We start from the raw sequence: 23,913 nt of genomic DNA, 5'->3' as shown, positions 1-23,913 counted from the left end.
GGCGGATGGGGGAGCGGTTTTACGGGGTGCAGGGGCTGCGGTTCGCGGCGGCGACGGCGGTGGTCGTCGCCCATGCGCTGGACCTGGCGGGGACGCGGCTGGGGCTGGAAACGGCGCTGGCCGGCGGGACGCTGGAGGATTTCGGCGCGGTGGGCGTGGACGTGTTCTTCGTCATCAGCGGCTTCATCATCGCGACGACGACGCGGGGACAGGCGGGCGTGGGCGCGGCCGGCGACTTTCTGTGGCGACGGTTTCGCAGGGTGGCGCCGATCTACTGGCTGCTGTCGCTGCCTATCCTGGTGGGGATGGCGCGGGGCGGGACGCTGAGCCCTGAGGTGGCGGTGGCGACATTTCTGTTCTGGCCGTTCAGCGGACTGGAGATGACGTTTCCGGCGCTGGGGCCGGGGTGGACCCTGTGTTTCGAGATGCTGTTCTACGCCGGGTTCGGCTTAGCCATAGCGGGTGGGGCGATGGCGGGCGGCAGGCGGGTCGGCTGGGGGTTGGTCGGGGCCTATGCGGCGATGCTGGCGGCCGGGTTGGTCGTGGCGGCGCCGGTGCTGAGGTTCTGGGGCGCGCCGATCATTCTGGAGTTTTTGCTGGGCGTCGGGATCGCGTCGGTGTGGCGGGAGGCGCCGCGTCGGCTGGGGCGGTGGGCGGTCGGGCTGGCGATGGTTGGGTTCGGGCTGAGCCTGGTGATCGGCTATGGCGGGATCGACGATGTGCGGGCGCTGAACGATCCGTGGAATGGGTTGAGGCGGGTGCTGATCTGGGGCCTGCCCAGTGCGTTGCTGGTGTTTGGTGTGGTGCGGATGGAGCGGGTTGACGCGACGCCGGGGCGGCTGGAGTGGGCGGCGGCCTTCATGGGGGATGCGTCCTATTCGATCTATCTGACGCATGTGCTGGCAGTCCGGGCATTGGGACGGCTGTTCGAGAGCGGGATGGTCGCGGCGCCGGGGGATGCGGTGGTTGGGCTGACGGTGCTCGCGAGTTTGGCCGCGGGCGTCATCGTGCATCTGTGGGTGGAGCGGCCGGTGTTGAAAGTTATGCGCCCCTCTCCCGTTGGGAGAGGGCTTGAGCGCCCGAACGCGTAGCGGTCGGACTTGCGCGAAAGGGTGAGGGCGGGGCTCGTGCGATTTGGCCCACCAGCCGACCCTCATCCGGCTCTTCGAGCCACCTTCTCCCACTGGGAGAAGGGACAAGAAATCTGAGGAGATTGTGATGGTTTCGATCCGGTGGCCGTTTGGCCAGGCGGGGCGCGTGCGTGCGCCCGAGGCGAAGGAAAGCCGGGCGGGCGGGGTGATCGCCCTGTCGGGGGTCGGGCGGCCGCGGTGGACGCCGAACGACTACGCCAGCCTGGCGCGCGAGGGGTATCAGAAGAATGCGGTGGCCTATCGCTGCATCCGCATGATCGCCGAGGCGGCGGCGGCGGCGCCGTTCGCGGTGTTCGTGGACGGCGCGCGGGACGAGGCGCATCCGCTGGCGAAGCTGATCCGTCGGCCCAATCCCGAACAGTCGGGGGCCGAGTTGATGGAGGCGGTCTATGGGGCGTTGCAGGTGTCGGGCAACGCCTGGGTCGAGGCGACCGGCGATGCGGATGGGGACGGGGCGCCGGACGAGCTGTGGGCGCTGCGTTCCGACCGGGTGAAGGTGGTTCCGGGCCGCTCCGGCTGGCCCGAGGCGTGGGATTATTCCGTAGACGGACGGTCGGTGCGGATCGGGCGGGCGGCGGACGGATGGGCGCCGGTGATGCACCTGAAGCTGTGGCATCCGCTGGACGACTGGTATGGGCTGTCGCCGCTGGAGGCGGCGGCGCAAGGGGTGGATGCGCACAATGCGGCGGGCGCCTGGAACAAGGCCCTGCTGGACAATGCGGCGCGGCCGTCGGGGGCGCTGGTTTACGGGGCGCGTAACGGTGAGCGGCTGACGGACGGGCAGTTCGAGGCGCTGAAGGACCAGCTGTCGAACGTCTACGCCGGGGCGACGAACGCCGGGCGGCCGATCCTGCTGGAAGGCGGGATGGACTGGAAGCCGCTGAGCCTGACGCCGGCGGAGATGGATTTCACGGCCGGCAAACATGCGGCGGCGCGCGAGATCGCCCTGGCGTTCGGGGTTCCGCCGCAGCTGCTGGGCATACCGGGGGACGCGACCTACGCCAACTATCGCGAGGCCAATGCGGCCTTCTGGCGACAGACGGTGATCCCGCTGGTGAAGAAGGCGGCGGGGGCGATGACGGGCTGGCTTGGCGAGCGGTTTGCGGGGTGCGAGGTGCGGGCGGACCTTGACGCGGTGTCGGCCTTGCAGCCCGAGCGGGACGCCCTGTGGGCGCGGCTGGAGGCGGCGAGCTTCCTGACGGACGAGGAGCGCAGGCGGATGGCGGGGGTGGGCGAATGACCGAACATCAAATCCGGCGCGTGCCGACGGCGTTGCTGATCGCCGTGGCGGTGCAAACCATCGGCGGCCTGGTCTGGGCCGGGGGCGCGGCGGCGCGGATCGCGACGCTGGAGCAGCGGGTGGGGGAACAGAGGCTGGTCGCCGAACGGCTGGCGCGGCTGGAGGTCCAGGGCGAGGCGACGGCGGCGACCGTGGAGCGGATCGAGCGGCGGTTGGAGGGCGGGTCGTGAGTGGTGAATCGGGAGTGGTGATGGAGCGCAATCATTCACGGCTCACGAGTCACCACTCACCCCTTCGGATCGAAGGCTACGCCTCGCTGTGGGGCGTGGCGGATCTGAACGGGGATGTGGTGCAGGCGGGGGCGTTCGCGGACAGTCTGGGCAAGACGGGCGCAGCGGGCGTGCGGATGCTGAACCAGCACGATGGGCGGGCGCCGGTCGGGGTCTGGGACGAGATTATTGAGGACGCGCGGGGGCTGTTCGTCCGTGGGCTGATCGAGGACTGGTCGACCGAAGCGCGGTTCGCCGGGGCGCTGAGCCGGGCGGGGGCCATCGACGGACTGTCGATCGGATACCGCACGGCGCGGGCCCGGCGTCAGGGGCGGTTGCGGGTGCTGAGCGCGGTCGAGCTGTGGGAGGTGTCGCTGGTGACGTTTCCGATGCTGCCGGGCGCGCGGTTCAGTTTGGCTTGAGGGCCTCGAAGGCGCCGTTGCGGTCCAGGTGGTCGGCGAGGTCGGCCATTTTGGCGCGGCCTTTCGAGCCGTGGATGTAGCGCAACGCCCAGCCGGCGACGATGGCGGCGAAGACCCAGCCGAGATGCAGGACGAGTTCGGCGAACAGGACGAACAGCACCGCCAGCGCATAGGCGCCGAGATAGACCAGGGCCAGCTTGCCGGCGCGAGAGGCGGTGGGGTTGGAAACGCTGGCGAGGATTTCGGTCAGGCTGGGCGTGGCGGCAGTCGCGGGGGTGGGGTCCGTAGGCTTGACGGCGGCGACCGGGGGCTTGGTCTGGGCCGGGGTTTGGGCCTGTGGGGCCGGGCGGACGGCGGGTTTTGGTCTGGGGGCGACGGGATCGGGGGCGCGCCGGGCGGGGCGGTAGAGGACGGACTGGCCACGGGCGTCGACGGTGAAGACCTCGCCGAAGGGGGTGCTGGAGAAGTCGATGGCGCGGGTGTCCTGACCATAGCTCTGGCCGTGCAGGGCCATCAGCCGCCCCTGGCGCAGCTCGATCTGGAAGCCGATGGGATCGGGCAGATCGCCGACCACGACATGGACCGTGCCGAACAGGCCGGTGGCGTCCGGGTTTGCGGCGATGCGGTCCGCATCGACGACGATCCGGGAATAGAGGCCGGCGCCGGTGTTGCGACGCAGACCCGGCGAACTGGACGCCGCCTGCGCCGCCAGATCGGGGACGCCGTCGCCCATCTGCCAGACCATGGCGTCCATGACGGCGCTTCCGAGCGGCGTGAGGTGGGACATCAGGCTTTGTCCAAGGACGGCATGAATAGGACACGCCTTAGGTTCACGGCTTCTGTCGCATGAGGGTTGGAACACGACAATGGGGACGCACCCATCCTGCTTTCACCGGACATATCCAGCCTAGAAGCTCCATGGCGACCGAGTATTCAGCCAGCAGATCCTTTTTGGTGATCGGCTCGTGATGCCAGACCCGGTTTCTGAAATCGGCCACACGTTTCACGCGATTGGCGAGATCGCCGCGACTGGTCCCAGGAGGCAGATAGGGGAAGGCGGAGGAAAGACGGCCGCCCCATAACGGAGGATTGTACTTCTTTTGAAGCAGGCTGGCCCAGAAGCCGAACGAGAGCGTGGCGACCACCTGGCCTGTGTCGAGCGACGCGCCTCTGTTGCGTATGCGCCGCAACGCGGTCTCGATATCCGAAGCGCGTTCACGCCCGGCCATCGTCAGAAACACTTGCTCCTGCCACCACTTCGGACCGTACAGATTGATCAAATGAGCGTTGATCCTGTTGCGCAGGCCGACCTCAACGGATTGAATGGGCAGGTGAAAGGCTTCGCCTATGAGGGCGTTCCAGATGTAGAGGCGCAGCGCTCGGTCCGTGTCAAAACCAGCCGCCGTCAGATATGTCCCGATCCGTTCGTCGGATATGACGGGCCTAAGCTGCTCTATAAGACTTTGTTGAACTACGTTCGCCACTATGCGTATAGACATCCGAGTGAGCCGGAACTCGTCACTGCCTAGGCATACGGTTTCGGACTGATAGAGCCCCGCGACAGCCGAAAGGCCCTCGCGGGGTTTCGCTTTTCAGACATATCAGCGTTTTCAAGATGCGCGAACGGTAAGATTACCGTGCGTTGCAAAGGCGTGGGCGAAATCGCCCGTGCCGGCAAAGAGATCGAAGCTCTGAGGCTTCGACGTGGCGCTTGCAGGTTCCAACCTGCGCCGCCCCTTCCATTAAAAACCGGAGATATCATGAAAGAGACCAAACAGGCTTCCGGCTCGCCGGAGGCGCGCGCTGTCGTGCATGAGATTATGGCGGCGTTCGAGGCGTTCAAAGGGGCGAACGACGTCCGGCTGGACGAGATCGAGAAGAAGGCGGCGGCCGATGTGCTGCTGGAGGAGAAGGTGGCGCGTATCGACCAGGCGGTGGCGTCGGCGCAGGCGCGGCTGGATCGTGTGATGAGCCAGAACAGGCGTCCCCAGATCGCCGGCATGATCGGGGGCGAACCTGCCGAGCCCGCGGCTGCGCCCGAGGCGAAGGCGGCTTGGGATGGCTATCTGAAGACGGGTCAGTCGGGTGCGCTGGAGGTCAAGGCGGGGCTGTCGGGCGGGGCGACCTCGGGCGGCTATGTCGTGCCGTACGAGACCGAGCGGGCCATTGAGCGGCGTCTGATGGCGGCCTCGCCGATGCGCGAGATCGCCACGGTGCGCACGGTGGCGGCGGGCGTGTTCCGTAAGCCGGTGTCGACGGCGGGCGTGGCCTGCGGCTGGGTGGCGGAGACGGCGGCGCGGCCGGAGACGGACCCGGCGACCCTGGCGTTGCTGGAGTTCCCGTCGGCCGATCTCTACGCCAATCCGGCGGCGACCCAGGCGCTGCTGGACGACGCCATGGTCGATCTGGACGAATGGCTGGCCGCCGAAGTCGAGGACGCCTTTGCGGCGCAGGAGACCCAGGCCTTCGTGGGCGGCGACGGGGTGAACAAGCCCAAGGGCTTCCTGACCTATCCGACCGTGGCGGATGCGGGCCAGGCCTGGGGTCAGATCGGTTATGTGGCGTCCGGCGCGGCGGGCGGTTTCGCCCCGACCAGTCCGGCGGACCGGCTGATCGACCTGGTCTATGCGCCCAAGGCCCAGTATCGGCCGAACGGGCGTTTCGTGATGAACCGCAAGACGGTTTCGGCCGTGCGCAAGTTCAAGGACGCGGACGGCAACTACATCTGGCAGCCGGCGACGCGGCTGGGCGAGACGGCGTCTCTGCTGGGCTATCCCGTGACCGAGATCGAGACGATGCCGGATGTGGCGGCCAACAGCCTGTCGATCGCGTTCGGGGACTTCCAGCGGGGGTATCTGATCGTGGATCGGGCGGGGGTGCGGGTGCTGCGCGATCCCTATTCGGCCAAGCCCTATGTGCTGTTCTACACGACCAAGCGGGTCGGCGGCGGGGTGCAGAACTTCGACGCGATCAAGGTGATGAAGTTCTCCGCGACGTAGTCGCGGAGGGCAAGGTGACGAAGTTCAGCGCGAGCTGATGTGATGGCGCTCGTTTCTCCCTCCCCCTGCGGGGGAGGGCAGGCCGCGTAGCGGCCGGGTGGGGGCGGCAGGGCGACCGGACTTGGATTGCCTGGCCCTCCCCACCCGGTCTCGCCTGCGGCTCGACCACCCTCCCCCGTGGGGGAGGGAGAGGTCTGATTTTTGACAATGGAGATTGCCATGGCGCAGCCGGTGACGGTGGCGGAGGCGAAGCTGTTTCTGAGGATCGAGCATGAGGCCGAGGACGGGCTGATCCAGACCTTGATCGAGGCGGCGCAGGCGAAAGTCGAGGGGGATGTGGGGTTGGGCCTGACATCGACCTCGCCGGCGCCGTTGCGGCTGGCGATCCTGATGCTGGTGCTGCGGGCCTATGAGCGGGGGGAGCCGGTGGCGGTGGAACCGGTCGAGGGCTGGATCGCGCCCTATCGCGTGGTGCGACTTTGACTGGGCGCTATCGGCCTTCGGCCTACTTGAGCGCCGACATGAGAGTTCTTGCGGGGCTGTTTCAGCCGGTGGAGGCCGAGACGCCGTATGGCGGGCGCAGCGTGACGTTCAAGGTGGTCGGGTCGGCCTGGCTGAAGTGCGGGGCGCGCGGGCGGACCGAACGCGGCGAAGGGGAGCAGCGGCGGGCGGTCGAGACGATGGGCGCGGAGGCGCGGGCGGATCCTCGGCTGACGGTCGGGCGCGTGCTGCGGTTCGGCGGGGCGGACTGGCGGATTGTCTCGGTCGAGGATGCGCGGCCGGGGCGGGCGAAGCTGGATCTGGAGCGGGTGCGATGAGGGATCACGAGAGCGCGCTGCAGAAGGCGGTGCTGGCGGCGCTGAGGGGCGATGCCGCAGTGCAGGCGATGTTGGCCGGGCGAGTCTGGGATCAGGCGCCGGATGGGGCTGAGTTTCCGCATCTGGTGATCGGGCGGTGCGAGAGCCGGCCGGTGGCGGCGGACGGGGGCGGGGTCGAGCAGCGGCTGACGCTGACGGGCGTGTCGCGGTTCGCGGGATCGGAGGAGGCTAAGGCGGTGGCGGCGGCGGTGCGGGCCTGTCTTCACGAGGCGGTGCTGGAGGCCGATGGCGTGCGGACGGCGACGCTGAGGGCGACGTTCGCGGATGTGTTTCGGGCGGGTGACGGGCGGCGGACCTATGCGGTGGTGCGGCTGAGGGCGGTGACGGAAGAGGTGAATGGTGAGTCGTGAGCCGTGACTGTAGCCGGCCTGCGAACGGCTGGTCGTCACGGCTCACGATTCACGACTCACCACCAACGAGCAAAGCGAGGACAGAATGACGGCACAGGCCGGCAAGGACATGCTGCTGAAGATCGAGGGCGCGCCGGGCGTGTTCACGACGGTGGCGGGGTTGAGGGCGCGGACGATTTCGCTGAACGCGAAGACGGTGGATGCAACGGACGGCGACAGCGCCGGGCGGTGGCGCGAGCTGCTGGCGGGGGCGGGCGTCAAGTCGGCGGCGGTGTCGGGACAGGGCATTTTCCGCGATGCGGCGTCGGACGCCTTGGTGCGCGAGGCCTTCTTCGATCAGGCGGCGAAGCGGTGGCGGTTGATCGTGCCGGACTTCGGCGTGCTGGAGGGGCCGTTCCTGGTGGCGGCGCTGGAATACGCCGGCGAGCATGAGGGGGAGGCGACGTTTGCGCTGAGCCTGGCCAGCGCGGGTGCCATCGGGTTCAGCGCAATATGAGGCCTCGTGAATGGTGATGCGTGAATCGTGAGGCGAGGCATTGATCACGCATCACGATTCACCGCTCACGAAATCGAAATCGGAGATGTGATGAACGGCGTGCGGGGTGAAATGCTCGTTGAAATCGGCGGCGAGCGGCGACGAGTGTGTCTGACGCTGGGGGCGCTGGCGGAGATCGAGACTGAGCTGGGCGTCGATGGGCTGGCGGCCGTGGCGGAGCGGATGAAGACGCTGTCGGCGAGGGATCTGATGGTGGTGCTGGCGGCGGTGTTGCGCGGGGGCGGGGACGAGGCGCCGAATGTGGCCGGCGTCGATCCGCGCGAGGCGGCGGTCGCGGTGGCGCAGGCGTTTGCGGCGGCTGCGAGGTGACGCCGTGGGACGAGATGCTGAGGCTGGCGGCGGCGATGGGCGTTGCGCCGGAGGCGTTCTGGCGGCTGTCGCTGAAGGAGTGGCGAATGCTGACGCAGGCGCCGCGCGGGACGGCGCCGCTCGGGCGTGACGGGCTGGCGCGATTGATGGAGGGTTGGCCGGATGGCGGATGAGTTCGGGCGGGACGGGATCGATCAGGTCGCGTTGAGAGCAGCGGAGGCTGGGGCGGCGCTGGAGGCGCTGAAGGCGCCGGCGCAGGAGGCGGCTGACGCCATCGAGGAGGCGTTCGGGCGCGCGGGCGACAGCCTGACGCGGTCGCTGGCAAGGGCGGCGGCGGATGGGGAGGTGTCGCTGGCCGAACTGGCGCGGGCGGTGCTGAACGCGGTCAATGCGGCGGCGGGGTCGCAGGTCGGCCCAGGCGGTGGACTAAGCGGCGCGATCCAGTCGGTGCTGTCCAGTTTCGGCGGGGCGCGGGCGGACGGCGGGCCGGTACTGGGCGGCGGGGCCTATCTGGTCGGGGAGCGCGGGCCGGAGGTGTTTCGACCCGCGACGGGCGGCGAGATCGGGCCGGTTGGCAGTCTAGCAGGCTCGGGCGGCGGGGTTACCGTCAATGTGGCGGTGGACGGGGGCGCGCCGGCTCTGCTGCGGTCCGAGGCGCAGATCGCCCAAATGCTGGCGCGGGCGGTCAGTCTGGGTGCGCGGCGGATGTAGAAACGCCGCCCCGTCGAGGACGGGGCGGCGCGGAGGTCGTTCAGGCGTTGAGGCCTATTCGCCCTTGGGGTTCGGGCCGAAGCGGTTTTCGCCCTTCTGGCTGTCCGTGATGCCGACCCACAGCAGGAAGGCCAGGTTGACCAGCATGATGATGCCGAAGATGCCGAACGCCGGACCCATCATGGACAGGGCGGCCATCGGATTGTTCTCGTAGTAGCTTTCGTCCATGCCGCTGGCGGCGATGCCGGCGACCATCATGACGGCGGCGGCGATGCCCAGCACGATGGAAGCGGCGTAGGGGATGGCGACCAGCCAGCCGGTCTTGCCCATGTCGTGCAGGCGCTTCACCGAAATGGCCAGGTTCGACCAGATCAGGGCCAACGAGATCAGCGCGCCGATAAAGGGAATGAAGTTGAGCACTATATTGGCGCCGAAAATGATCAGGAAGCCGATCCAGAAGTGCGAGCGGCGCAGGCGGCCGTCGAACGACAGCATGGCGGACTTGAAGTCGAAGCCCGAGCCGGGTGCGCCGACAGCGGCGGAGGCGGCCGAAGTGGCGTAACCGCCGGCGACGCCGGTGGTGGTCGCAGCGCCCGCGAGGATCAGGATCTGGGTGGCGACGCCGCCCTCGGGCACGAAGTCGACGCGGACGCCGGACGTGGGCACGGCCGGCGACTGGAGCGCGGCCGAGGTGAAGTCGTAACGGGCGCCGTCGTCGCCGCTGATCAGGCCGGCGCCGGTCGTGGCGTCGTAGCTGAGAATTTCACCGCGCACGGAGGTCTCCTGGGTTGTCGCCGCCGAGCGGCAGTTTGCGAACTTCGCCAGACGACGTGCGCCGGACAAGACTGAAAGGTCAAGCTTGGCGAACGGTTCCTGAGAATTTCTCTCAAATTGCGATCTGGCCCATGCCTTTCGGCGGTGCGCCGTGGACATTCACGCATGGCTGCGACGGCAGAAGACTGACCACAAAGAGGAACAGGCCGCCGACGTAGGGAATGAGGCCGATCAGGATCAGCCAGCCGCTGAGGCCGACGTCGTGAAAGCGGCGGATCGTGACGCTGACACCCGGAATGAGCAGGCCGAAATAGACCAGGGCGACGACGCAGATCCAGGCGACGGCCCAAGCCTCCATGCCTTGCCCCGTCTCGGCGTCGGCGATCGCTAGCCCCAGGATCGGCATGATGGAGAGCATCAGGATCAGGAACTGAAACAGGGCGAAGGACCAGTATTCCATGCGCCGGGCGCGCCCGTTTCCATCGACGTATTTCGTGGTTACGCAGCGACGGAAATAGCCCCACAGGCCCAGGTCCGGCTCGGCGGCGATGACGACGGGTTGGGGGCGGGTGTCCTGCAGAACGATCAGGTCCGTCGCTGCGCCGTCGGATGTGACGACGAAATCGACGCGGCGTCCGACCGCCAGATCCTGCGACCGGGATGAAAAACCATAGCGGGCGAGGTCGTCGCCGCTGACCAGGCCGGCCCCGGTTTCGGGATCGTACTTGAGAATCTCACCGCGCATGGGGGGCTCGCGTCGTCGTCGCGGGATCCAAGCTCAGAACATCGCTTCTCATGTCTCGATCCAAGGGACGCGGCCGGTGCGCCGTCGTCGAACCTTGGCCGAAGACGGAGGCGGCCACAATGGAGACGGCAATGGCTTTTCACGAGGTGCGCCTGCCTGCGCGGCTGGCGTTCGGTTCGACCGGCGGGGTGGAGCGACGGACGGAGATCACGACGCTGGCGTCGGGGTTCGAGCGGCGTTCGACGCCCTGGGCGCTGGGGCGCAGGCGGTATCTGATCGGGGCGAACCTGAGGTCGCTGGACGACATGGCCGAGCTGGTCGCCTTCTTCGAGGCTCGGCGGGGGCGGCTGTACGGGTTCCGGTTCAAGGACTTCGCCGACTTCAAGTCGTGCGCGCCGGGCGGCACGGTTTCGGCCCGGGACCAGGTGTTGGGCGTCGGGGATGGGGCGCGGACGGAGTTCGGCTTGATCAAGGCCTATGGTGACGTGGTGCGGCCGATCGCCAAGCCGGTCGAAGGCTCGGTGCGTCTTGCGGTGGGCGGTGTCGAGATGACGGCCTTCACGCTCGATGTGGCGACCGGGCAGGTGATGCTGGAGAGCGCGCCGGGGGCGGGCGTCGTGGTGACGGCGGGCTTTCAGTTCGACACGCCGGTGCGGTTCGACTCGGACCGGATCGAGACGACGCTGGAGAGTTTCGAGGCCGGGCGGATGGCGGCCGTGCCGCTGATCGAGGTTCGGGTCTGAACCATGCGAAACATACCGGAAGAAATGGCCGCCCGCATCGAGAGCGGGGCGGCGACGCTGTGTCATGTCTGGCGGCTGGAGCGGGGTGACGGGGCGGTGATGGGGTTCACCGATCACGACCGGGACCTGGTGGTGGACGGCGTGGTCTGTCGGGCCGCGAGCGGCTGGACGGCGGGGGCGGGCGAGAGCGCCGTGGGGCTGGCGGCGGGGTCGGTCTCGGCGGCGGGGGCGCTGGATGACGAGGCCATCAGTGAAGCGGATGTGGCGGCGGGGTTGTTCGATGCAGCGACGGTCGAGCTGTGGCGCGTGGACTGGTCGCGACCGGATCTGAAGGTGCGGCTCTGGGCGGGGGCGCTGGCGCGAATCCGACGCGAAGCGGGCGGCTTCGTCGCCGAGCTGGAAGGGCCGTTGGCGAAGCTGGAGCGGGTGGTCGGGCGGACCTATGGGCGGATGTGCGATGCGCGGCTGGGGGACCAAAGGTGCGGGGTCGCGGATACACAGGGGCGGGTCTGCGACAAGCGGTGGGAGACCTGCGTCGGGACGTTCGGGAATAGGGTGAACTTTCGCGGCTTCCCGGATGTGCCGGGGGACGACTTCCTGACGGCCTATCCAGCCGGGAGCGCGCGGAACGACGGCGGGAGCCGGCGGTGAGGGGCGGGGCGACGAAGAACTCTCCCTCCCCCCGCGGGGGAGGGGCGTCAGCGCGCAGCGATGACGGGGTGGGGACGGCAGGGAGAGCGGACTCGGAGTGCCGGGCCCTTCCCACCCGGTCTCACCTCCGGCTCGACCCCCCTCCCCCGCGGGGGGAGGGAGAGGTTGGTGCGCTTGTCGTTGCATCGGCCCGATCCTGGCTCGGCACGCCGTATCGGCATCAGGCCAGCGTGAGGGGCGTTGGCGCGGATTGCCTGGGGCTGGTGCGCGGGGTTTGGCGTGAGGTGGCGGGCGAGGAGCCGGAGATCTTGCCGGCCTATTCGGCGGACTGGGCCGAGACGGGCGGGCGCGAGACGCTGCTGGAGGCGGCGGGGCGGTGGCTGAGGCCGGTTTCGGTCGAGGAGATGCGGGCGGGGGACGTGATGCTGTTTCGCATGTCGCCGGGGGCGGCGGCGAAGCATTGCGCCATCCTGAGCGACGTCGAGGGGCCGGAGCCGAGGATGATCCACGCCTATTGGGGACGGGCGGTGGTCGAGAGTTGGATGGGCGTGTGGTGGCGAAGGCGGCTCGTCGCCGTGTTTCGGTTTCCGAGGAGGCTTGATTGGCCCAGGTAGTATTGAGCGCGGTCGGCCAGCAGGTCGGCGGGGGGATCGGGCGGGTGATCGGTTCGACCCTCGGGCGGGCGATCGACAATCGCGTGATAAGCTCGCTGGGGCCGGCGCGGCAGGTCGGGCCAAGGCTGGAGACGCTGAAGGTCCAGGGGACGGCGGAAGGGTCGCCGATGGCCTGTGTGTTCGGACGGGCGCGGGTGACGGGTCAGGTGATCTGGGCGGCGCGGTTCCTGGAAGGCAAAAATAAAGGGCGGGCGGGCAAGGGCGGGCCGAAGACGGTCGATTATGTCTATTCGCTGAGTTTCGCCGTGGCGCTTTGCGAAGGCGAGATCGACGGGGTTGGGCGGGTCTGGGCCGATGGGCGGCTGATGGACATAACCGGGGTCGTGATGCGGGTGCATCGCGGGGGCGAGGACCAGACGCCGGATCCGTTGATCGAGGCGGTCGAGGGGGCGGCGCCGGCCTATCGCGGCACAGCCTATGTGGTGTTCGAGGATCTGCCGCTGGGGCCGTTCGGGGATCGGGTTCCGCAGTTAAGTTTCGAGGTGTTTCGGCGGCCGAGGGGGCAGGCGGCGCGGCTTGAGGACCTGCTGGAAGGCGTATGCCTGATCCCCGGCGCGGGGGAGTTCGCCCTGGCGACCGAGGCGGTGGTGAGGCGCGAGGGGCTGACGCGGACGCGGCCTGAGAATGTGCACAACGGCGAGGGGCGGGCGGACCTGATCGCATCGTTGGATCAGCTGCAGGCGCAATTGCCGAACCTGAAGCGGGTCAGTCTCGTGGTCGGGTGGTTCGGCAGCGATCTGAGGGCGGGGGAATGCCGCGTGCGGCCAGGGGTGGAGCGGCGGGACAAACCGACCGAGCCGATGGGCTGGTCCGTGGCGGGCCTGGCGCGCGAAGACGCCTATGAGGTCAGCCGGGTGGACGGGGCGCCGGCCTATGGCGGGACGCCGTCGGACGAGAGCGTGCGTCAGGCGATCCGCGAGCTGAAGGCGCGGGGGCTGGAGGTGACGCTGTATCCGTTCGTCTTCATGGACTGCCCCGGCTATCCGTGGCGCGGGCGTGTGGCGGGCGTGGATGGCGCAGGGGCGACGGCGGAGATCGCGGCCTTGTTCGGCGGGACCGAGGATTGGGGTCTGCGGCGGATGGCGCTGAACTATGCCCGGATCGCGGCCGATGAAGGGGCGGACGGCCTGTTGATCGGGTCGGAGATGCGGGGCGTGACCTGGACGCGGGATGCGGCCGGGGGCTTTCCGGCGGTCGATCAGTTCCGGGCGCTGGCGGGGGAGTGTCGGGCGGTGGTCGGGTCGGATGTCGCCCTGTCCTATGCGGCGGATTGGAGCGAGTATTTCGGGCGGCAGGCGGGCGGGGAGGTGGTGTTTCATCTCGATCCGCTGTGGGCCGATGAGACCATCGATCATGTGTCGATCGACTGGTATCCGCCGCTGACGGACTGGCGCGAGGGGGACGGCGGCGTGGATGCGGCGGCGTTTGGTGGAGCGGCGGACCCGGCCTATCTGGCGTCGGGTGTCGCGGGCGGGGATGGGTTCGACTGGTTCTACGCCAGCGAGGCGGATCGGGCGGCGCAGGTGCGGACGCCCATCGTCGATGGGGCGTATGGCGAGCACTGGCTGTTCCGGCCCAAGGACCTGAAGGGGTGGTGGTCGAACCGGCACCATGACCGGCCGGGCGGGGTGCGGAGCGCGACGCCGACGGCCTGGGTTCCGGGGATGAAGCCGGTGCGGCTGTCGGAGTTCGGCTGTGCGGCGGTGGACCGGGGCGGCAATGCGCCGAACCTGTTTCAGGATGCGAAGAGTACGGAGAGCAGCTTGCCGCCAGGATCGACCGGCGCACGCGACGACGCGGTGCAGCGGGCGGCTCTGGAGGCGGTGCTGGGGCACTATGCGACGGCTGAGAACAATCCCGTATCGGCGGTCTATGGCGGGCGGATGCTGGCGGGGGCGGACGCTTGGTGCTGGGACGCGCGGCCGTATCCGGCCTTTCCGGCGCGGGGCGATGTCTGGGCCGACGCAGGGGCGTGGCGGGCCGGGCACTGGCTGAACGGACGGCTGGCGGGCGACGGGCGCGACCTGATCGAGGCCGTCCTGGCGCGGGGCGGGTTGTCGCCGTCTGAGATGTCGGTCGAGGGCGTCGAGGGGGCGGCGGCCGGCTATGTGATCGACCGGCCGATGCGGACGCGCGATGCGCTGGAGCCGCTGTTGGCGGCGTTCGATGCCGTGGCGACCGAGCGGGACGGGCGGGTGGCCGTGCTGGGGCGGGTCGAGACGGTGGTCGAGATTGCGGGTGGGGCGCTGGCCTTGCCCGACGGCGGCGCGGCGGAGACGGCGACGCGGACGCTGGAGGCGCGCGCGGGCGAGGCGCGGGTGCGGTTCATCGACGAGACGGCGGACTATCAGACGGGCGCGGTGGTGGTGCGGTCGGACGATGCAGCGGCGACGGGCGGCGGGGTGGATATGGACCTGCCGCTGGTGTGTGGCGGCGGACTGGCCAAGGCGGCGGCGGAGCGGGCGCTGGATGGCGAGGGCGTGGAGGCGAAGACCCTGGCGCTGGGGCCGCTGGAGGCCTTGAGGCTGGAGCCGGGGGATGGGGTGCGGCTGGACTGCGTCGCGGGCGACTGGCGGGTGATTCGGACGACGACGGACGAGACGCCGTCGGCTGTGGTGGAGCCGGTAGCCTTGCGACGGGTCGTCGAGGACGATGGCGTCTGGCGCGGCGGCGAGACGCCGGCGGTGGTCGGGGCGCCCTTTGTCAGGGTGATGGATCTGCCGCCCTTGATGGGGCGCGAGGAGGATGGGCGGCCGGTAGTAGCCGTAGCGGCTGAGCCTTGGCGGACGATGCGGCTGCATGCGGGGGCGTCGGCGGAAACGCTGACGGCGCGGGCGGATGTCGAGACGCCGGCGACGGTCGGGGTGCTGGTCGCCGCGCTGGGGCCCGGGGTGCGGCATCGCTGGGACGAGGTCCATGCGATCCTGGTGCGGGTCGAGGGCGCAGCGCCGGAAAGCGCGGTCGAGACGGCGGTGCTGGGGGGCGGCAATGCGCTGGCCGTCGAGACGGCGGCAGGCTGGGAGGTGGTGCAGTATCGCTCAGCGCTGTTGGTCGGACCGGGGACATGGCGGCTGACGGGTCTGTTGCGGGGGCAGCAGGGGACCGAGGTCGAGATGCAGGCGGGCGCCGGGGCGGGATCGGTCGTGGTGTTTCTGGACGACCGGCTGGCGCGGGCGGAGATCGGACGAGGGGAGCGGGGCCTGCCGCTGGTCTGTCGCGCGGGACCGGCCGGGGCGGCGCCGGGCGGGACGGGGTTCAGCGAGACGGCCTTTACGTCGAGGGGCGTGCATGATCGGCCGTGGTCGCCGTGTGGGCTGGCGATCGTTGCGGAGGAGGACGGGCTGACGATCCGGTGGACGCCGCGTGTGCGGCTGTTCGGCGACGGCTGGGATGGCGAACCGGCGGCGGTCGATCCGATGCGGTTTCGCCTGAGGGTGCTGGACTGCGGCGTCGGGGTTCGGACGATGGAGGTGGAGGGGATGTCTGCGTCTTATGCTGCGGCGGACCTGGTCGTGGACTTCCCCGAAGGCGTGACGGCGGGCGCGCGGATCGCCGTGGCGCAGTGGGGCGAGGGGTTTGGGTGGGGCCCAGAGGCAGAGGTGCAGGCGGAAATCGGGCTGATCTGAGCAAATAGGGCGGGTCCGGCCCTTTGCGGGCGGCGGGGCATGGCTTAACTGACGGCCTCTCGGTTTTTCAGTTGGAGCGGCAACGGACGTGGCAGGCGACCCCTACAAGGAACTGGGCGTTTCGAAGGGCGCGAATGCGGACGAGGTCAAGAAGGCCTATCGCAAGCTGGCCAAGGAGCTGCATCCCGACAAGAACCCCGGCGACAAGATCACCGAGGACAAGTTCAAGCGGGTGACGGCGGCCTTCGACATCCTGGGCGACAAGGACAAGCGGGCCAAATACGACGCCGGCCAGATCGACAACGACGGCAACGACCAATATCGCGGCTTTGGCGGGGGCGGTCGCGCGGGCGGTAGTCCGTTCGGTCAAAGCGGCGCTGGCGGCGGCTTCGGCGGCGGGCCGGGCGGCCGGGCCAGTTTCGATGGCGTCGATCTGGACGACCTGTTCGGCATGTTCGGCGGGGGCGGACGTCAGCGCGGCGCCCGCGATTTCACCGCGCGCGGCCAGGACGTGAAGGCGACGCTGGATATCAGTCTGGAGGACGCCATCGCGGGGGCGACGCGGCGGATCCAGTTCTCGGACGGGCGCACGCTGGACGTGACCATTCCCAAGGGGGCGTCGGAAGGCCAGACCATCCGCTTGCGCGGACAGGGATCGCCGGGGCGCGGGGCCGAGAACGGCGATGCCCTGATCGAACTGAGGATCGAGACGCATCCGATCTACAAGCGCGACGGGGCGGACCTGACGATGGACCTGCCGGTGTCGGCGCCCGATGCGGTGCTGGGCGCCAAGGTGCGGGTGCCGACGCCCGAGGGCGTAGTGCAGATGACGATCCCGGCGGGATCGAACTCGGGCAAGATTCTGCGGCTGAAGGCGCGCGGGGCGTTTGCGCAGGGTCGGCGCGGGGATCTGCTGGCGCGGCTGGTGGTGACGCTGCCGGACGAGCCGGACGAGGCCCTGACCAAGTTCGCCGAGGAATGGCGGGCCAAGCGGCCCTATACGCCGGGACGTTGAGCGCGCTCAAGTCGCGCGAGGCGCGGTAGCGCCAAGGGGAAAGAGCATGAGCGTGAAGCCTGATATGAAGCCGTCGCGGCCGTGGTTCTCGGCGGGACCGACGGCGAAACGACCGGGCTACAGCCTGGCGGGCTTGCCGTCCGACCTGCTGGGGCGGGGCATCCGTGCGCCGGAGGTGGTGGAGCGGTTCGCGCATGGCCTGCGGTTGACGCGCGAGGTGCTGGAAGTCCCCGAGAGCCATGTGATGCTCTATACGCCGGGGTCCGATACCGGCGCGGTCGAGGCGGCGCTGTGGGGGATGCTGGGGCGAAGGCCGGTGCAGGTCGTGGCGTTCGAGAATTTCGGTCTGACCTGGCTGGCGGATGTGAAGGATCATCTGGGGCTGGAGCCCGAAGCGTTGACGGCGCCGTGGGGCGAGCTGCCGGATCTGAGCCAGGCGGACTGGTCCAGGGACGTGGTGTTTCCGTGGAACGGCACGACCTCGGGCGTGCGCGTACCGGACGCCGACTGGATTTCCGACGACCGCAAGGGGCTGGCCATCTGCGACGCGACCTCGGCCGCCTTCGCCATGCCCTTGCCGTTCGACAAGCTGGATGTCGTGACCTTCAGCTTTCAGAAGGCGCTGGGCGGCGAAGCGGGCATCGGCGTGATGGTGCTGTCGCCGCGTGCGATCGAGCGGCTGGATACGTATCGGCCGGATCGGGCGATACCGAAGTTGCTGCGGCTGACGGACGGCAAGGGGTTCGACCGGGCGCTGGCGGACGGGGTGGCGATCAACACCTTCTCGATCCTGACCATCGAGGACTGGATCGACGCCCTGGACTGGGCGAAGGGCATCGGCGGTCTGAGCGAGTTGATCCGGCGCACGGACGCCAACTATGCGGCATTGGCGGCGTGGGTCGAGAAGACGGACTGGATCGCCTTCCTGCCGAATCTACCAGAGATCCGGTCGACGACTTCGGTGTGTCTGAAGTTCACCGATGCACGGATCGCCGCGCTGGACGCCAAGGCGCAGAAGGCCTTCGTCGTGCGGTTCAAGGCCTTGCTGGAAGACGAGGCGGCGGTCTTCGACATGGAGCCCCACCGCAACGCGCCGCCGGGCCTGAGGCTATGGTGCGGCTGCACGGTCGAGACGGCCGATGTGGTCGCAGCGACGCCGTGGCTGGAATGGGCGTTCGAAACGGCGGTCTCGGAGATCGGATAAATCCGACTTCTGGGACGACATCGGATGATTCCCCCGCTATAGGCTGCGCCCGCATTCAGATCGCCGCGAAGATGCGGCGCCTGCTGGTTTTGACGCGTTCTCCGAGGAGAACGCTAAGGCGGAGTACGGACCTTGGCGAACGTAGCGGTGGTCGGCGCCCAGTGGGGCGACGAGGGCAAGGGCAAGATCGTGGACTGGCTGTCCAACCGCGCCGACATGGTCGTGCGGTTCCAGGGCGGTCACAACGCGGGCCATACGCTGGTCGTGGACGGCAAGGTCTACAAGCTGGCGCTGCTGCCGTCGGGCGTGGTGCAGGGCAAGCCGTCGATCATCGGCAACGGCGTGGTGGTCGATCCCTGGCATCTGGTCGGCGAGATCGAGAAGATCGCGGCCCAGGGCGTCGTGATCAGCCCCGAAATCCTGACCATCGCCGACAATGCCTGTCTGATCCTGCCGATCCACCCCGCGCTGGACGTGGCGCGCGAGGCGGCGGCGAGCGCGCCGGGGGCCAAGATCGGCACGACCGGGCGGGGCATTGGCCCGGCCTATGAGGACAAGGTGGGGCGTCGCGCCATTCGCGTGTGCGATCTGGCCAATGAGGACGACCTGAGGGTCAAGATCGACAGGCTGCGTTCGCACCACGATCCGTTGCGCGCGGGGCTGGGGCTTGAGCCGATCGACCCCGACGCGCTGCTGGCGTCGCTGTTGGAGATCGCGCCGAAAATCCTACCCTATGTGAAGCCTGCCTGGCGGGTGCTGGATCAGGCGCAGAAGGACGGCAAGCGCGTGCTGTTCGAGGGGGCGCAAGGCGCCTTCCTGGACGTGGACCACGGCACCTATCCTTATGTGACCAGCTCCAACACCGTGGCGGGTCAGGCGGCGGCGGGGTCGGGCATCGGTCCGCGCGGCGTCGGCTATGTGTTGGGCATCGTGAAGGCCTATACGACCCGCGTCGGTGAGGGGCCGTTCGCCTGCGAGTTGGACGATGAGGTCGGGGAGCATCTGGCGACCGTCGGCCGCGAGGTCGGGGTGAATACGGGCCGGGCGCGTCGCTGCGGCTGGTTCGACGCCGTGCTGGTGCGTCAGTCGGTGGCGATCAACGGCATCGACGGCATCGCCTTGACCAAGCTGGATGTGTTGGACGGGCTGAAGACGCTGAAGATCTGCGTCGGTTATCGCGTCGATGGCGAGGTGCTGGATTACCTGCCTTCCAGCCTGAAGGCCCAGGCGGCGGCCGAGCCGGTGTTCGAGGAACTGGAAGGCTGGAGCGAAAGCACCGTCGGCGTCCGCAGCTTCAAGGACATCAACGCCAACGCCATCAAATATGTGCGGCGGATCGAGGAGCTGATCGGCGCGCCTGTGGCCCTGCTATCGACCAGCCCTGAACGGGACGACACGATTTTGATGCGAGATCCCTTCCAAGGGTGAGGTGACGGTTTCGTTGATTCAACAGGCTTTAACCAGCGCGCGGTAAGGATAACGGCTCCAACCGGGAGACGGACGTGTTCGCCGCCAACGCCAGAACCTTGAGTCGCATCGAACCCGCCGTCAGGCGGGTGGTGATCATCGACCCCAATCTGTCGTCCGCACGACTGCTGACGGACATCATGAAGGGCATGGGCGCGCGCGAGGTCTATGCCGAGACCGACGAGGAGCGGGCGCTTGAGCTGCTGCGTGACGTCGAGCCGGGCATGATCTTCACCGAGCGGTCCGGCGAGACGTTAAATGGGGAGACGCTGGCGCGGCGGATACGCCGGTCCAGCATGTCGTGCCGGATGTCGCCGATCATCATGGTGACGGGCGAGGCGACCGCCGCCGCCATCAAGGGCGCGCGCGATTCCGGCATCCACGAGTTTCTGAGAAAGCCGTTCACGACCGGCGACCTGTTCAAGCGGGTCGAGAACGTCGCGTTGAAGCCCCGGCCGTGGATCGAAGCGGTCGGCTATGTCGGGCCGGATCGGCGGCGGTTCAACTCGGGAGAATTTTCCGGTGCGCGCAAACGACGCAGCGACGGTTCGGCAGGCGGTGGGCCGGCCGAAGTGAAGGATCAGGCGATCCGCATCCTGGTTTCAGCCATGGCGCAGTTCGATCAGGATCCGTCGCAAGCGACGCGCGCCATTCGACAGCAGGCCGAGACGCTGAACGGGCTGGCGATCAAGACGGCTGACGCCAAGCTGGCGATGGTCGTGGCGACGTTGCAGGCCTATCTGGCCGGCGGTCAGGTGACCAAGGTCGGTCTGGCCCAGCCGATCGGCGCCGTGGTCGCAGCGGCCAAGGCCGCAGAGCAAACGGCGCTGATGGCGCGAGCGTCCTGAGGCGATAGAGGCCTGTCGCGCCGATAAAGCGCGACAGGTTATTCTCGATCAGGCGTCGACCAGGTTCCGCTCTTCGGCGGCGGCGCGCATGGCCTTTTGCAGCTTCTCGAAGGCGCGGACCTCGATCTGGCGCACGCGTTCGCGCGACACGCCGTACTGGCCGGCGAGTTCTTCCAGGGTGACGGGGTCGTCCTTGAGGCGACGTTCCGTCAGGATGTGCTTCTCGCGATCGGTCAGCTCTTCCATTGCCTCCTGAAGGAGGCTCATGCGGATGCCCTTTTCCTCGTCTTCGGCGAGTTGGGTTTCCTGGGACACGGCCGTGTCGTCAGCCAGCCAGTCCTGCCATTCGCTTTCACCGTCGGCGCGCAGGGGCGCGTTCAGCGAGGCGTCGCCGCCGAGGCGACGGTTCATGTTGGTCACCTCTTCCTCGCTGACGCCCAGTTTGGTGGCGATGGCGGCGAGGTGTTCGGGGTGCAGGTCGCCTTCCTCGAAGGCCGAGATCTGGCTCTTGGCCTTGCGCAGGTTGAAGAACAGCTTCTTCTGCGCAGCCGTGGTGCCCATCTTCACGAGGGACCAGCTGCGCAGGATGTATTCCTGGATCGAGGCGCGGATCCACCACATGGCGTAGGTGGCCAGGCGGAAGCCCTTGTCCGGGTCGAACTTCTTGACGGCCTGCATGAGGCCGACATTACCCTCGGAAATCACTTCGCCGATCGGCAGGCCGTAGCCGCGATACCCCATGGCGATCTTGGCCACGAGACGAAGGTGCGAGGTCACGAGACGGTGGGCGCTCTCGGCGTCCTGGTGTTCGGACCAGCGCTTCGCCAGCATGAACTCCTCGTCCTTGGTCAGCATCGGAAACTTGCGGATTTCCGTCAGATAACGCGACAGGCCTTGTTCAGGCGACATCACCGCGAGCGTACTATTGGCAGCCATATACAGGTCCCTCCGACCGTCTAAACGAGCGGGCTCTTCGTCATCGGCCACGGTGCGTGCGCCGAAGTCTCACCCCTCAACCGGTGAAGTAGCGATGGGTTGCCGCCATTTTTAGAGGCGGATCGTCACACGAAAGCGTGACCGTGGCCCTGGCGCCACTCGCGCCGATCAATGTCCTATATAGAACTTTGTCAGTTGCTATTCAAGATGCGCCGACGCGGCAGGCTGACGCGCTTGTCGCCGTCGCCTTGCGCCCTGTATGACACCGGTAACAAATGACTCCTGGGGAGGAGCGAATGGGACTTGAACTGACACGCAGGGGCGCGCTGGCGACGGCGGCGGCCTTGGGATTGGCAGGGACGGTGCAGGCGGCGACGCCCGAACGGGTTGAGCGATGGGGGCTGTTCGAGGTCGCACTGGAGGCGACGGTCCCGGGTAATCCATACGCGGTCGAGGTCGTCGGGGTCTTCACCGACGGTCGGACCACGGTGCGGGCGCCTGGCTTTTTTGACGGGGATGACACCTGGCGCATCCGGTTCTCGCCGCCCGAGACGGGGGCGTGGCGTTGGACAAGCGAAAGCGCTGTTGCGGCGCTGAACGGTCGGTCGGGTCAGATCGAGGCGGTGGCGCCGTCGTCTGGCAATCACGGGCCGGTCGGCGTGGTGGAGACCTATCATTTCGCCCACGCGGACGGGACGCCGTTCCGCCAGATCGGCACGACCGCTTACGGCTGGACGCACCAGCCGGAGGCGAAGCGGCGGCAGACGCTTGAGACGCTGAAGACCGCGCCGTTCAACAAGATGCGGATGCTGGTCTTCCCCAACGCCTCGGTGAAGACGAACGAGGCTCTGTTCCCGTTCGAGAAGACCGGATCGGGCGACAAGGACTGGGATTTGACGCGGTTCAACCCGGCCTATTTCCGACGGCTGGAGTCCTGCGTGGCGGCGCTGGTGGACCTTGGAATCCAGGCGGACGTGATCCTGTTTCACCCCTATGACGGCAAATACGGGTTCGACGAGATGCCGATCGAGGCGGACGATCGCTACGTCCGCTATGTCGTGGCGCGGCTGGCGGCCTATCGGAACGTCTGGTGGTCGATGGCCAACGAGTTCGACATCCTGAAGACCAAGACGGACACGGACTGGGATCGCTTGTTCCAGCTGGTGCAGGCCAACGATCCGTACGGACGGCTGCGATCGATCCATAACTGGCGCAGGCTTTACGACAACGGCAAGCCCTGGGTGACGCATTCCAGCATCCAGAACGGATCGGCCGTTATGGATGATGCGCGGGCCGAGACCTATCGCAGCGTCTGGCAGAAGGCCGTGATCTTCGATGAAGTTTGCTACGAGGGCTCGCTGGACGAGCGTTGGGGGAATCTGACCGGGCCGCAGATGGTGCGCGCCTTCTGGCACGGGCTGATCGCCGGGACCTATATCGGCCATTCGGAGTGTTTCCCGGTCGATGGCGGCGAGTTCTGGCTGGGCGAGGGCGGGGCGCTGCGTGGCGAGAGCGCGCCGCGGCTGGCCTTCCTGAAGGCCCTCATGGAGGCGGGGCCAAAGCCGGGGGTCGAGCCGATCGACAAATGGTGGGAGCAGCATCTGGGTGGCGTGCCGGGCCGGTACTACCTGCGCTATTTCGGGGATACGGCGCCGACGGAATGGGCGGTCGATCTGCCCCGCGACGAGATCGTCGGCGGCGAGCGGTTCAAGGTCGATGTGATCGACACCTGGAACATGACCGTCGAGGCCGTGCCGGGCGAGTTCACGATGCAAAAGCGCGACGACACCAAATACTTCTTCCGCGATCCGGCGCGGCCCTCCCTGACCTTGCCGGGGCGGCAATGGATGGCGGTGCGGTTGACGCGCGTGGACGTTTGACGTTCGAACCGCTTAGATGGCAGCCATGAAAAAGAGCGTGCGCGAACGGGTTCTGATCGTTGTCCTGGCCGTGGGGGCAGTCGCCGCCGGCGTGTCGGCCATTGCGATCGTGGGACTGTTCGTCATGGCCATGGCCGGGGTGTTCGGCGCCGGATCCTAGATTCCCAGGATGCCGCGATAGGTCGGGTGAACCGCCTCGGCGTGTTTGGGGTGTTTCTGAAGATAGGCGGAGAAGAAGGGGCAGACCGGCAGGATCAGCAGGTCGCGGGCCCTGGCGTCGGCCAGCACATGTTTGGCCAGGCGGCTGGCGATCCCCTGGCCCTCAAGCCGTTCCGGGACCAGGGTTTCGGTGATCATCAGATTGGGCGGCGACAGGTTATAGGTGACGATCGCCACCTCGCCATCGACGGGCAGTTCGTAGCGTTTCAGCTCGGCGTTGTCGTGGATTTCGGGATCGAGCATGGC

At 68.2% G+C, this 23,913-nt stretch carries 28 protein-coding genes; 22 read left to right on the top strand and 6 right to left on the bottom strand.

The window, feature by feature from the left end; translation table 11 throughout:
* Positions 1-5 precede the first annotated feature (5 nt).
* The 4 genes from AC3ISA_RS02390 to AC3ISA_RS02375 all read left to right on the top strand — a co-directional run bounded on the left by AC3ISA_RS02390 (position 6) and on the right by AC3ISA_RS02375 (position 3,082).
* Positions 6-1,091: an acyltransferase family protein gene (locus tag AC3ISA_RS02390; RefSeq protein WP_489179181.1), complete on the top strand. Its 1,086-nt coding sequence runs from the start codon at positions 6-8 to the stop codon at positions 1,089-1,091.
* Between the two features lie 127 nt (positions 1,092-1,218).
* On the top strand, positions 1,219-2,391 hold the full coding sequence (locus AC3ISA_RS02385; protein ID WP_489179180.1) for a phage portal protein: 1,173 nt from the start codon (positions 1,219-1,221) through the stop codon (positions 2,389-2,391).
* Positions 2,388-2,621, top strand: coding sequence for a hypothetical protein (locus AC3ISA_RS02380; RefSeq protein WP_489179179.1), 234 nt, complete (start codon positions 2,388-2,390; stop codon positions 2,619-2,621). The genes AC3ISA_RS02385 and AC3ISA_RS02380 overlap by 4 nt, the downstream gene beginning before the upstream one ends.
* A gap of 20 nt (positions 2,622-2,641) precedes the next feature.
* Positions 2,642-3,082: an HK97 family phage prohead protease gene (locus AC3ISA_RS02375; RefSeq protein WP_489179178.1), complete on the top strand. Its 441-nt coding sequence runs from the start codon at positions 2,642-2,644 to the stop codon at positions 3,080-3,082.
* On the opposite strand, the gene AC3ISA_RS02370 is transcribed toward AC3ISA_RS02375, so the two are convergent.
* Both AC3ISA_RS02370 and AC3ISA_RS02365 read right to left on the bottom strand, forming a co-directional pair.
* Positions 3,069-3,869: a hypothetical protein gene (locus AC3ISA_RS02370; protein ID WP_489179177.1), complete on the bottom strand. Its 801-nt coding sequence runs from the start codon at positions 3,867-3,869 to the stop codon at positions 3,069-3,071. The genes AC3ISA_RS02375 and AC3ISA_RS02370 overlap by 14 nt on opposite strands.
* Before the next feature lie 43 nt (positions 3,870-3,912).
* Positions 3,913-4,566: a hypothetical protein gene (locus AC3ISA_RS02365; protein WP_489179176.1), complete on the bottom strand. Its 654-nt coding sequence runs from the start codon at positions 4,564-4,566 to the stop codon at positions 3,913-3,915.
* 276 nt (positions 4,567-4,842) lie between these two features.
* On the opposite strand from AC3ISA_RS02365, the gene AC3ISA_RS02360 reads away from it, so the two are divergent.
* From AC3ISA_RS02360 to AC3ISA_RS02325, 8 genes are all read left to right on the top strand, one after another.
* Positions 4,843-6,081 (top strand): phage major capsid protein, encoded by a 1,239-nt coding sequence (locus AC3ISA_RS02360; protein ID WP_489179175.1) that lies wholly within the window; start codon positions 4,843-4,845, stop codon positions 6,079-6,081.
* A 219-nt stretch (positions 6,082-6,300) separates the two neighbouring features.
* Entirely contained in the window at positions 6,301-6,564 is a 264-nt protein-coding gene (locus AC3ISA_RS02355; protein WP_489179174.1) for a head-tail connector protein, read from the top strand.
* Between the two features lie 38 nt (positions 6,565-6,602).
* Entirely contained in the window at positions 6,603-6,899 is a 297-nt protein-coding gene (locus AC3ISA_RS02350) for a head-tail adaptor protein (RefSeq protein ID WP_489179173.1), read from the top strand.
* Entirely contained in the window at positions 6,896-7,309 is a 414-nt protein-coding gene (locus AC3ISA_RS02345) for a DUF3168 domain-containing protein (protein ID WP_489179172.1), read from the top strand. Before AC3ISA_RS02350 ends, AC3ISA_RS02345 begins: the two co-directional genes overlap by 4 nt.
* An 85-nt stretch (positions 7,310-7,394) precedes the next feature.
* Positions 7,395-7,805: a phage major tail protein, TP901-1 family gene (locus AC3ISA_RS02340; protein ID WP_055753040.1), complete on the top strand. Its 411-nt coding sequence runs from the start codon at positions 7,395-7,397 to the stop codon at positions 7,803-7,805.
* Between the two features lie 111 nt (positions 7,806-7,916).
* Positions 7,917-8,174: a GTA-gp10 family protein gene (locus AC3ISA_RS02335; RefSeq protein ID WP_489179171.1), complete on the top strand. Its 258-nt coding sequence runs from the start codon at positions 7,917-7,919 to the stop codon at positions 8,172-8,174.
* A complete protein-coding gene (locus tag AC3ISA_RS02330) occupies positions 8,171-8,347 on the top strand; it encodes a phage tail assembly chaperone (protein WP_489179170.1) in 177 nt (58 codons plus the stop codon). Before AC3ISA_RS02335 ends, AC3ISA_RS02330 begins: the two co-directional genes overlap by 4 nt.
* Positions 8,337-8,885, top strand: coding sequence for a phage tail tape measure protein (locus AC3ISA_RS02325; protein WP_372692995.1), 549 nt, complete (start codon positions 8,337-8,339; stop codon positions 8,883-8,885). The genes AC3ISA_RS02330 and AC3ISA_RS02325 overlap by 11 nt, the downstream gene beginning before the upstream one ends.
* A gap of 54 nt (positions 8,886-8,939) precedes the next feature.
* Here the strand turns inward: AC3ISA_RS02325 and AC3ISA_RS02320 are convergent, their stop codons facing one another.
* Both AC3ISA_RS02320 and AC3ISA_RS02315 read right to left on the bottom strand, forming a co-directional pair.
* Complete coding sequence (locus AC3ISA_RS02320; protein ID WP_372692994.1) at positions 8,940-9,659, bottom strand: DUF805 domain-containing protein; 720 nt, start codon at positions 9,657-9,659, stop codon at positions 8,940-8,942.
* 112 nt (positions 9,660-9,771) lie between these two features.
* On the bottom strand, positions 9,772-10,404 hold the full coding sequence (locus tag AC3ISA_RS02315) for a DUF805 domain-containing protein (protein ID WP_489179169.1): 633 nt from the start codon (positions 10,402-10,404) through the stop codon (positions 9,772-9,774).
* Positions 10,405-10,535: 131 nt separating this feature from the next.
* Here AC3ISA_RS02315 and AC3ISA_RS02310 point away from each other — a divergent pair, with 131 nt between their 5' ends.
* The 8 genes from AC3ISA_RS02310 to AC3ISA_RS02275 all read left to right on the top strand — a co-directional run bounded on the left by AC3ISA_RS02310 (position 10,536) and on the right by AC3ISA_RS02275 (position 20,632).
* A complete protein-coding gene (locus AC3ISA_RS02310; RefSeq protein ID WP_489179168.1) occupies positions 10,536-11,147 on the top strand; it encodes a phage distal tail protein, Rcc01695 family in 612 nt (203 codons plus the stop codon).
* A gap of 3 nt (positions 11,148-11,150) precedes the next feature.
* Positions 11,151-11,798: a baseplate hub domain-containing protein gene (locus AC3ISA_RS02305; protein ID WP_489179167.1), complete on the top strand. Its 648-nt coding sequence runs from the start codon at positions 11,151-11,153 to the stop codon at positions 11,796-11,798.
* Complete coding sequence (locus tag AC3ISA_RS02300) at positions 11,795-12,412, top strand: NlpC/P60 family protein (protein WP_489179166.1); 618 nt, start codon at positions 11,795-11,797, stop codon at positions 12,410-12,412. Before AC3ISA_RS02305 ends, AC3ISA_RS02300 begins: the two co-directional genes overlap by 4 nt.
* A complete protein-coding gene (locus tag AC3ISA_RS02295) occupies positions 12,400-16,098 on the top strand; it encodes a baseplate multidomain protein megatron (protein WP_489179165.1) in 3,699 nt (1,232 codons plus the stop codon). Before AC3ISA_RS02300 ends, AC3ISA_RS02295 begins: the two co-directional genes overlap by 13 nt.
* An 88-nt stretch (positions 16,099-16,186) precedes the next feature.
* Entirely contained in the window at positions 16,187-17,113 is a 927-nt protein-coding gene (locus AC3ISA_RS02290) for a DnaJ C-terminal domain-containing protein (RefSeq protein ID WP_489179164.1), read from the top strand.
* A gap of 46 nt (positions 17,114-17,159) precedes the next feature.
* Positions 17,160-18,317, top strand: coding sequence for a phosphoserine transaminase (locus AC3ISA_RS02285; RefSeq protein ID WP_489179163.1), 1,158 nt, complete (start codon positions 17,160-17,162; stop codon positions 18,315-18,317).
* Positions 18,318-18,449: 132 nt separating this feature from the next.
* Positions 18,450-19,745 carry an adenylosuccinate synthase gene (locus AC3ISA_RS02280; protein ID WP_489179162.1) on the top strand — a complete coding sequence of 432 codons (1,296 nt, stop codon included), beginning with the start codon at positions 18,450-18,452 and terminating at the stop codon, positions 19,743-19,745.
* 98 nt (positions 19,746-19,843) lie between these two features.
* The gene (locus tag AC3ISA_RS02275) at positions 19,844-20,632 is read left to right on the top strand and encodes a response regulator (protein WP_489179161.1); all 789 of its coding nucleotides are present in this window, start codon (positions 19,844-19,846) and stop codon (positions 20,630-20,632) included.
* A 48-nt stretch (positions 20,633-20,680) separates the two neighbouring features.
* Here the strand turns inward: AC3ISA_RS02275 and rpoH are convergent, their stop codons facing one another.
* The gene (gene rpoH, locus AC3ISA_RS02270; protein WP_135193456.1) at positions 20,681-21,568 is read right to left on the bottom strand and encodes an RNA polymerase sigma factor RpoH; all 888 of its coding nucleotides are present in this window, start codon (positions 21,566-21,568) and stop codon (positions 20,681-20,683) included.
* Between the two features lie 296 nt (positions 21,569-21,864).
* Between rpoH and AC3ISA_RS02265 the strand changes: the two genes are divergently transcribed.
* Positions 21,865-23,448 (top strand): DUF5605 domain-containing protein, encoded by a 1,584-nt coding sequence (locus tag AC3ISA_RS02265; protein WP_489179160.1) that lies wholly within the window; start codon positions 21,865-21,867, stop codon positions 23,446-23,448.
* A 16-nt stretch (positions 23,449-23,464) separates the two neighbouring features.
* Entirely contained in the window at positions 23,465-23,608 is a 144-nt protein-coding gene (locus tag AC3ISA_RS02260; RefSeq protein WP_489179159.1) for a hypothetical protein, read from the top strand.
* On the opposite strand, the gene AC3ISA_RS02255 is transcribed toward AC3ISA_RS02260, so the two are convergent.
* Positions 23,605-23,910 carry a GNAT family N-acetyltransferase gene (locus tag AC3ISA_RS02255; protein WP_489179158.1) on the bottom strand — a complete coding sequence of 102 codons (306 nt, stop codon included), beginning with the start codon at positions 23,908-23,910 and terminating at the stop codon, positions 23,605-23,607. The two genes, AC3ISA_RS02260 and AC3ISA_RS02255, sit on opposite strands and share 4 nt — an antisense overlap.
* Positions 23,911-23,913: the final 3 nt, after the last annotated feature.

This window comes from Brevundimonas sp. KH_058 (assembly GCF_057838505.1).
This window is presented reverse-complemented; position numbering and strand designations above follow the sequence as displayed.

Excerpts from the sequence above, each read along its gene's own strand:
- AC3ISA_RS02390 (WP_489179181.1), top strand. The coding sequence starts at position 6 with ATGGGGGAGCGGTTTTACGGGGTGCAGGGGCTGCGGTTCGCGGCGGCG.
- AC3ISA_RS02385 (WP_489179180.1), top strand. The coding sequence starts at position 1,219 with ATGGTTTCGATCCGGTGGCCGTTTGGCCAGGCGGGGCGCGTGCGTGCG.
- AC3ISA_RS02380 (WP_489179179.1), top strand. The coding sequence starts at position 2,388 with ATGACCGAACATCAAATCCGGCGCGTGCCGACGGCGTTGCTGATCGCC.
- AC3ISA_RS02375 (WP_489179178.1), top strand. The coding sequence starts at position 2,642 with ATGGAGCGCAATCATTCACGGCTCACGAGTCACCACTCACCCCTTCGG.
- AC3ISA_RS02370 (WP_489179177.1), bottom strand. The coding sequence starts at position 3,869 with ATGTCCCACCTCACGCCGCTCGGAAGCGCCGTCATGGACGCCATGGTC.
- AC3ISA_RS02360 (WP_489179175.1), top strand. The coding sequence starts at position 4,843 with ATGAAAGAGACCAAACAGGCTTCCGGCTCGCCGGAGGCGCGCGCTGTC.
- AC3ISA_RS02355 (WP_489179174.1), top strand. The coding sequence starts at position 6,301 with ATGGCGCAGCCGGTGACGGTGGCGGAGGCGAAGCTGTTTCTGAGGATC.
- AC3ISA_RS02350 (WP_489179173.1), top strand. The coding sequence starts at position 6,603 with ATGAGAGTTCTTGCGGGGCTGTTTCAGCCGGTGGAGGCCGAGACGCCG.
- AC3ISA_RS02345 (WP_489179172.1), top strand. The coding sequence starts at position 6,896 with ATGAGGGATCACGAGAGCGCGCTGCAGAAGGCGGTGCTGGCGGCGCTG.
- AC3ISA_RS02340 (WP_055753040.1), top strand. The coding sequence starts at position 7,395 with ATGACGGCACAGGCCGGCAAGGACATGCTGCTGAAGATCGAGGGCGCG.
- AC3ISA_RS02335 (WP_489179171.1), top strand. The coding sequence starts at position 7,917 with ATGCTCGTTGAAATCGGCGGCGAGCGGCGACGAGTGTGTCTGACGCTG.
- AC3ISA_RS02325 (WP_372692995.1), top strand. The coding sequence starts at position 8,337 with ATGGCGGATGAGTTCGGGCGGGACGGGATCGATCAGGTCGCGTTGAGA.
- AC3ISA_RS02315 (WP_489179169.1), bottom strand. The coding sequence starts at position 10,404 with ATGCGCGGTGAGATTCTCAAGTACGATCCCGAAACCGGGGCCGGCCTG.
- AC3ISA_RS02310 (WP_489179168.1), top strand. The coding sequence starts at position 10,536 with ATGGCTTTTCACGAGGTGCGCCTGCCTGCGCGGCTGGCGTTCGGTTCG.
- AC3ISA_RS02305 (WP_489179167.1), top strand. The coding sequence starts at position 11,151 with ATGCGAAACATACCGGAAGAAATGGCCGCCCGCATCGAGAGCGGGGCG.
- AC3ISA_RS02285 (WP_489179163.1), top strand. The coding sequence starts at position 17,160 with ATGAGCGTGAAGCCTGATATGAAGCCGTCGCGGCCGTGGTTCTCGGCG.
- rpoH (WP_135193456.1), bottom strand. The coding sequence starts at position 21,568 with ATGGCTGCCAATAGTACGCTCGCGGTGATGTCGCCTGAACAAGGCCTG.
- AC3ISA_RS02265 (WP_489179160.1), top strand. The coding sequence starts at position 21,865 with ATGGGACTTGAACTGACACGCAGGGGCGCGCTGGCGACGGCGGCGGCC.
- AC3ISA_RS02260 (WP_489179159.1), top strand. The coding sequence starts at position 23,465 with ATGGCAGCCATGAAAAAGAGCGTGCGCGAACGGGTTCTGATCGTTGTC.
- AC3ISA_RS02255 (WP_489179158.1), bottom strand. The coding sequence starts at position 23,910 with ATGCTCGATCCCGAAATCCACGACAACGCCGAGCTGAAACGCTACGAA.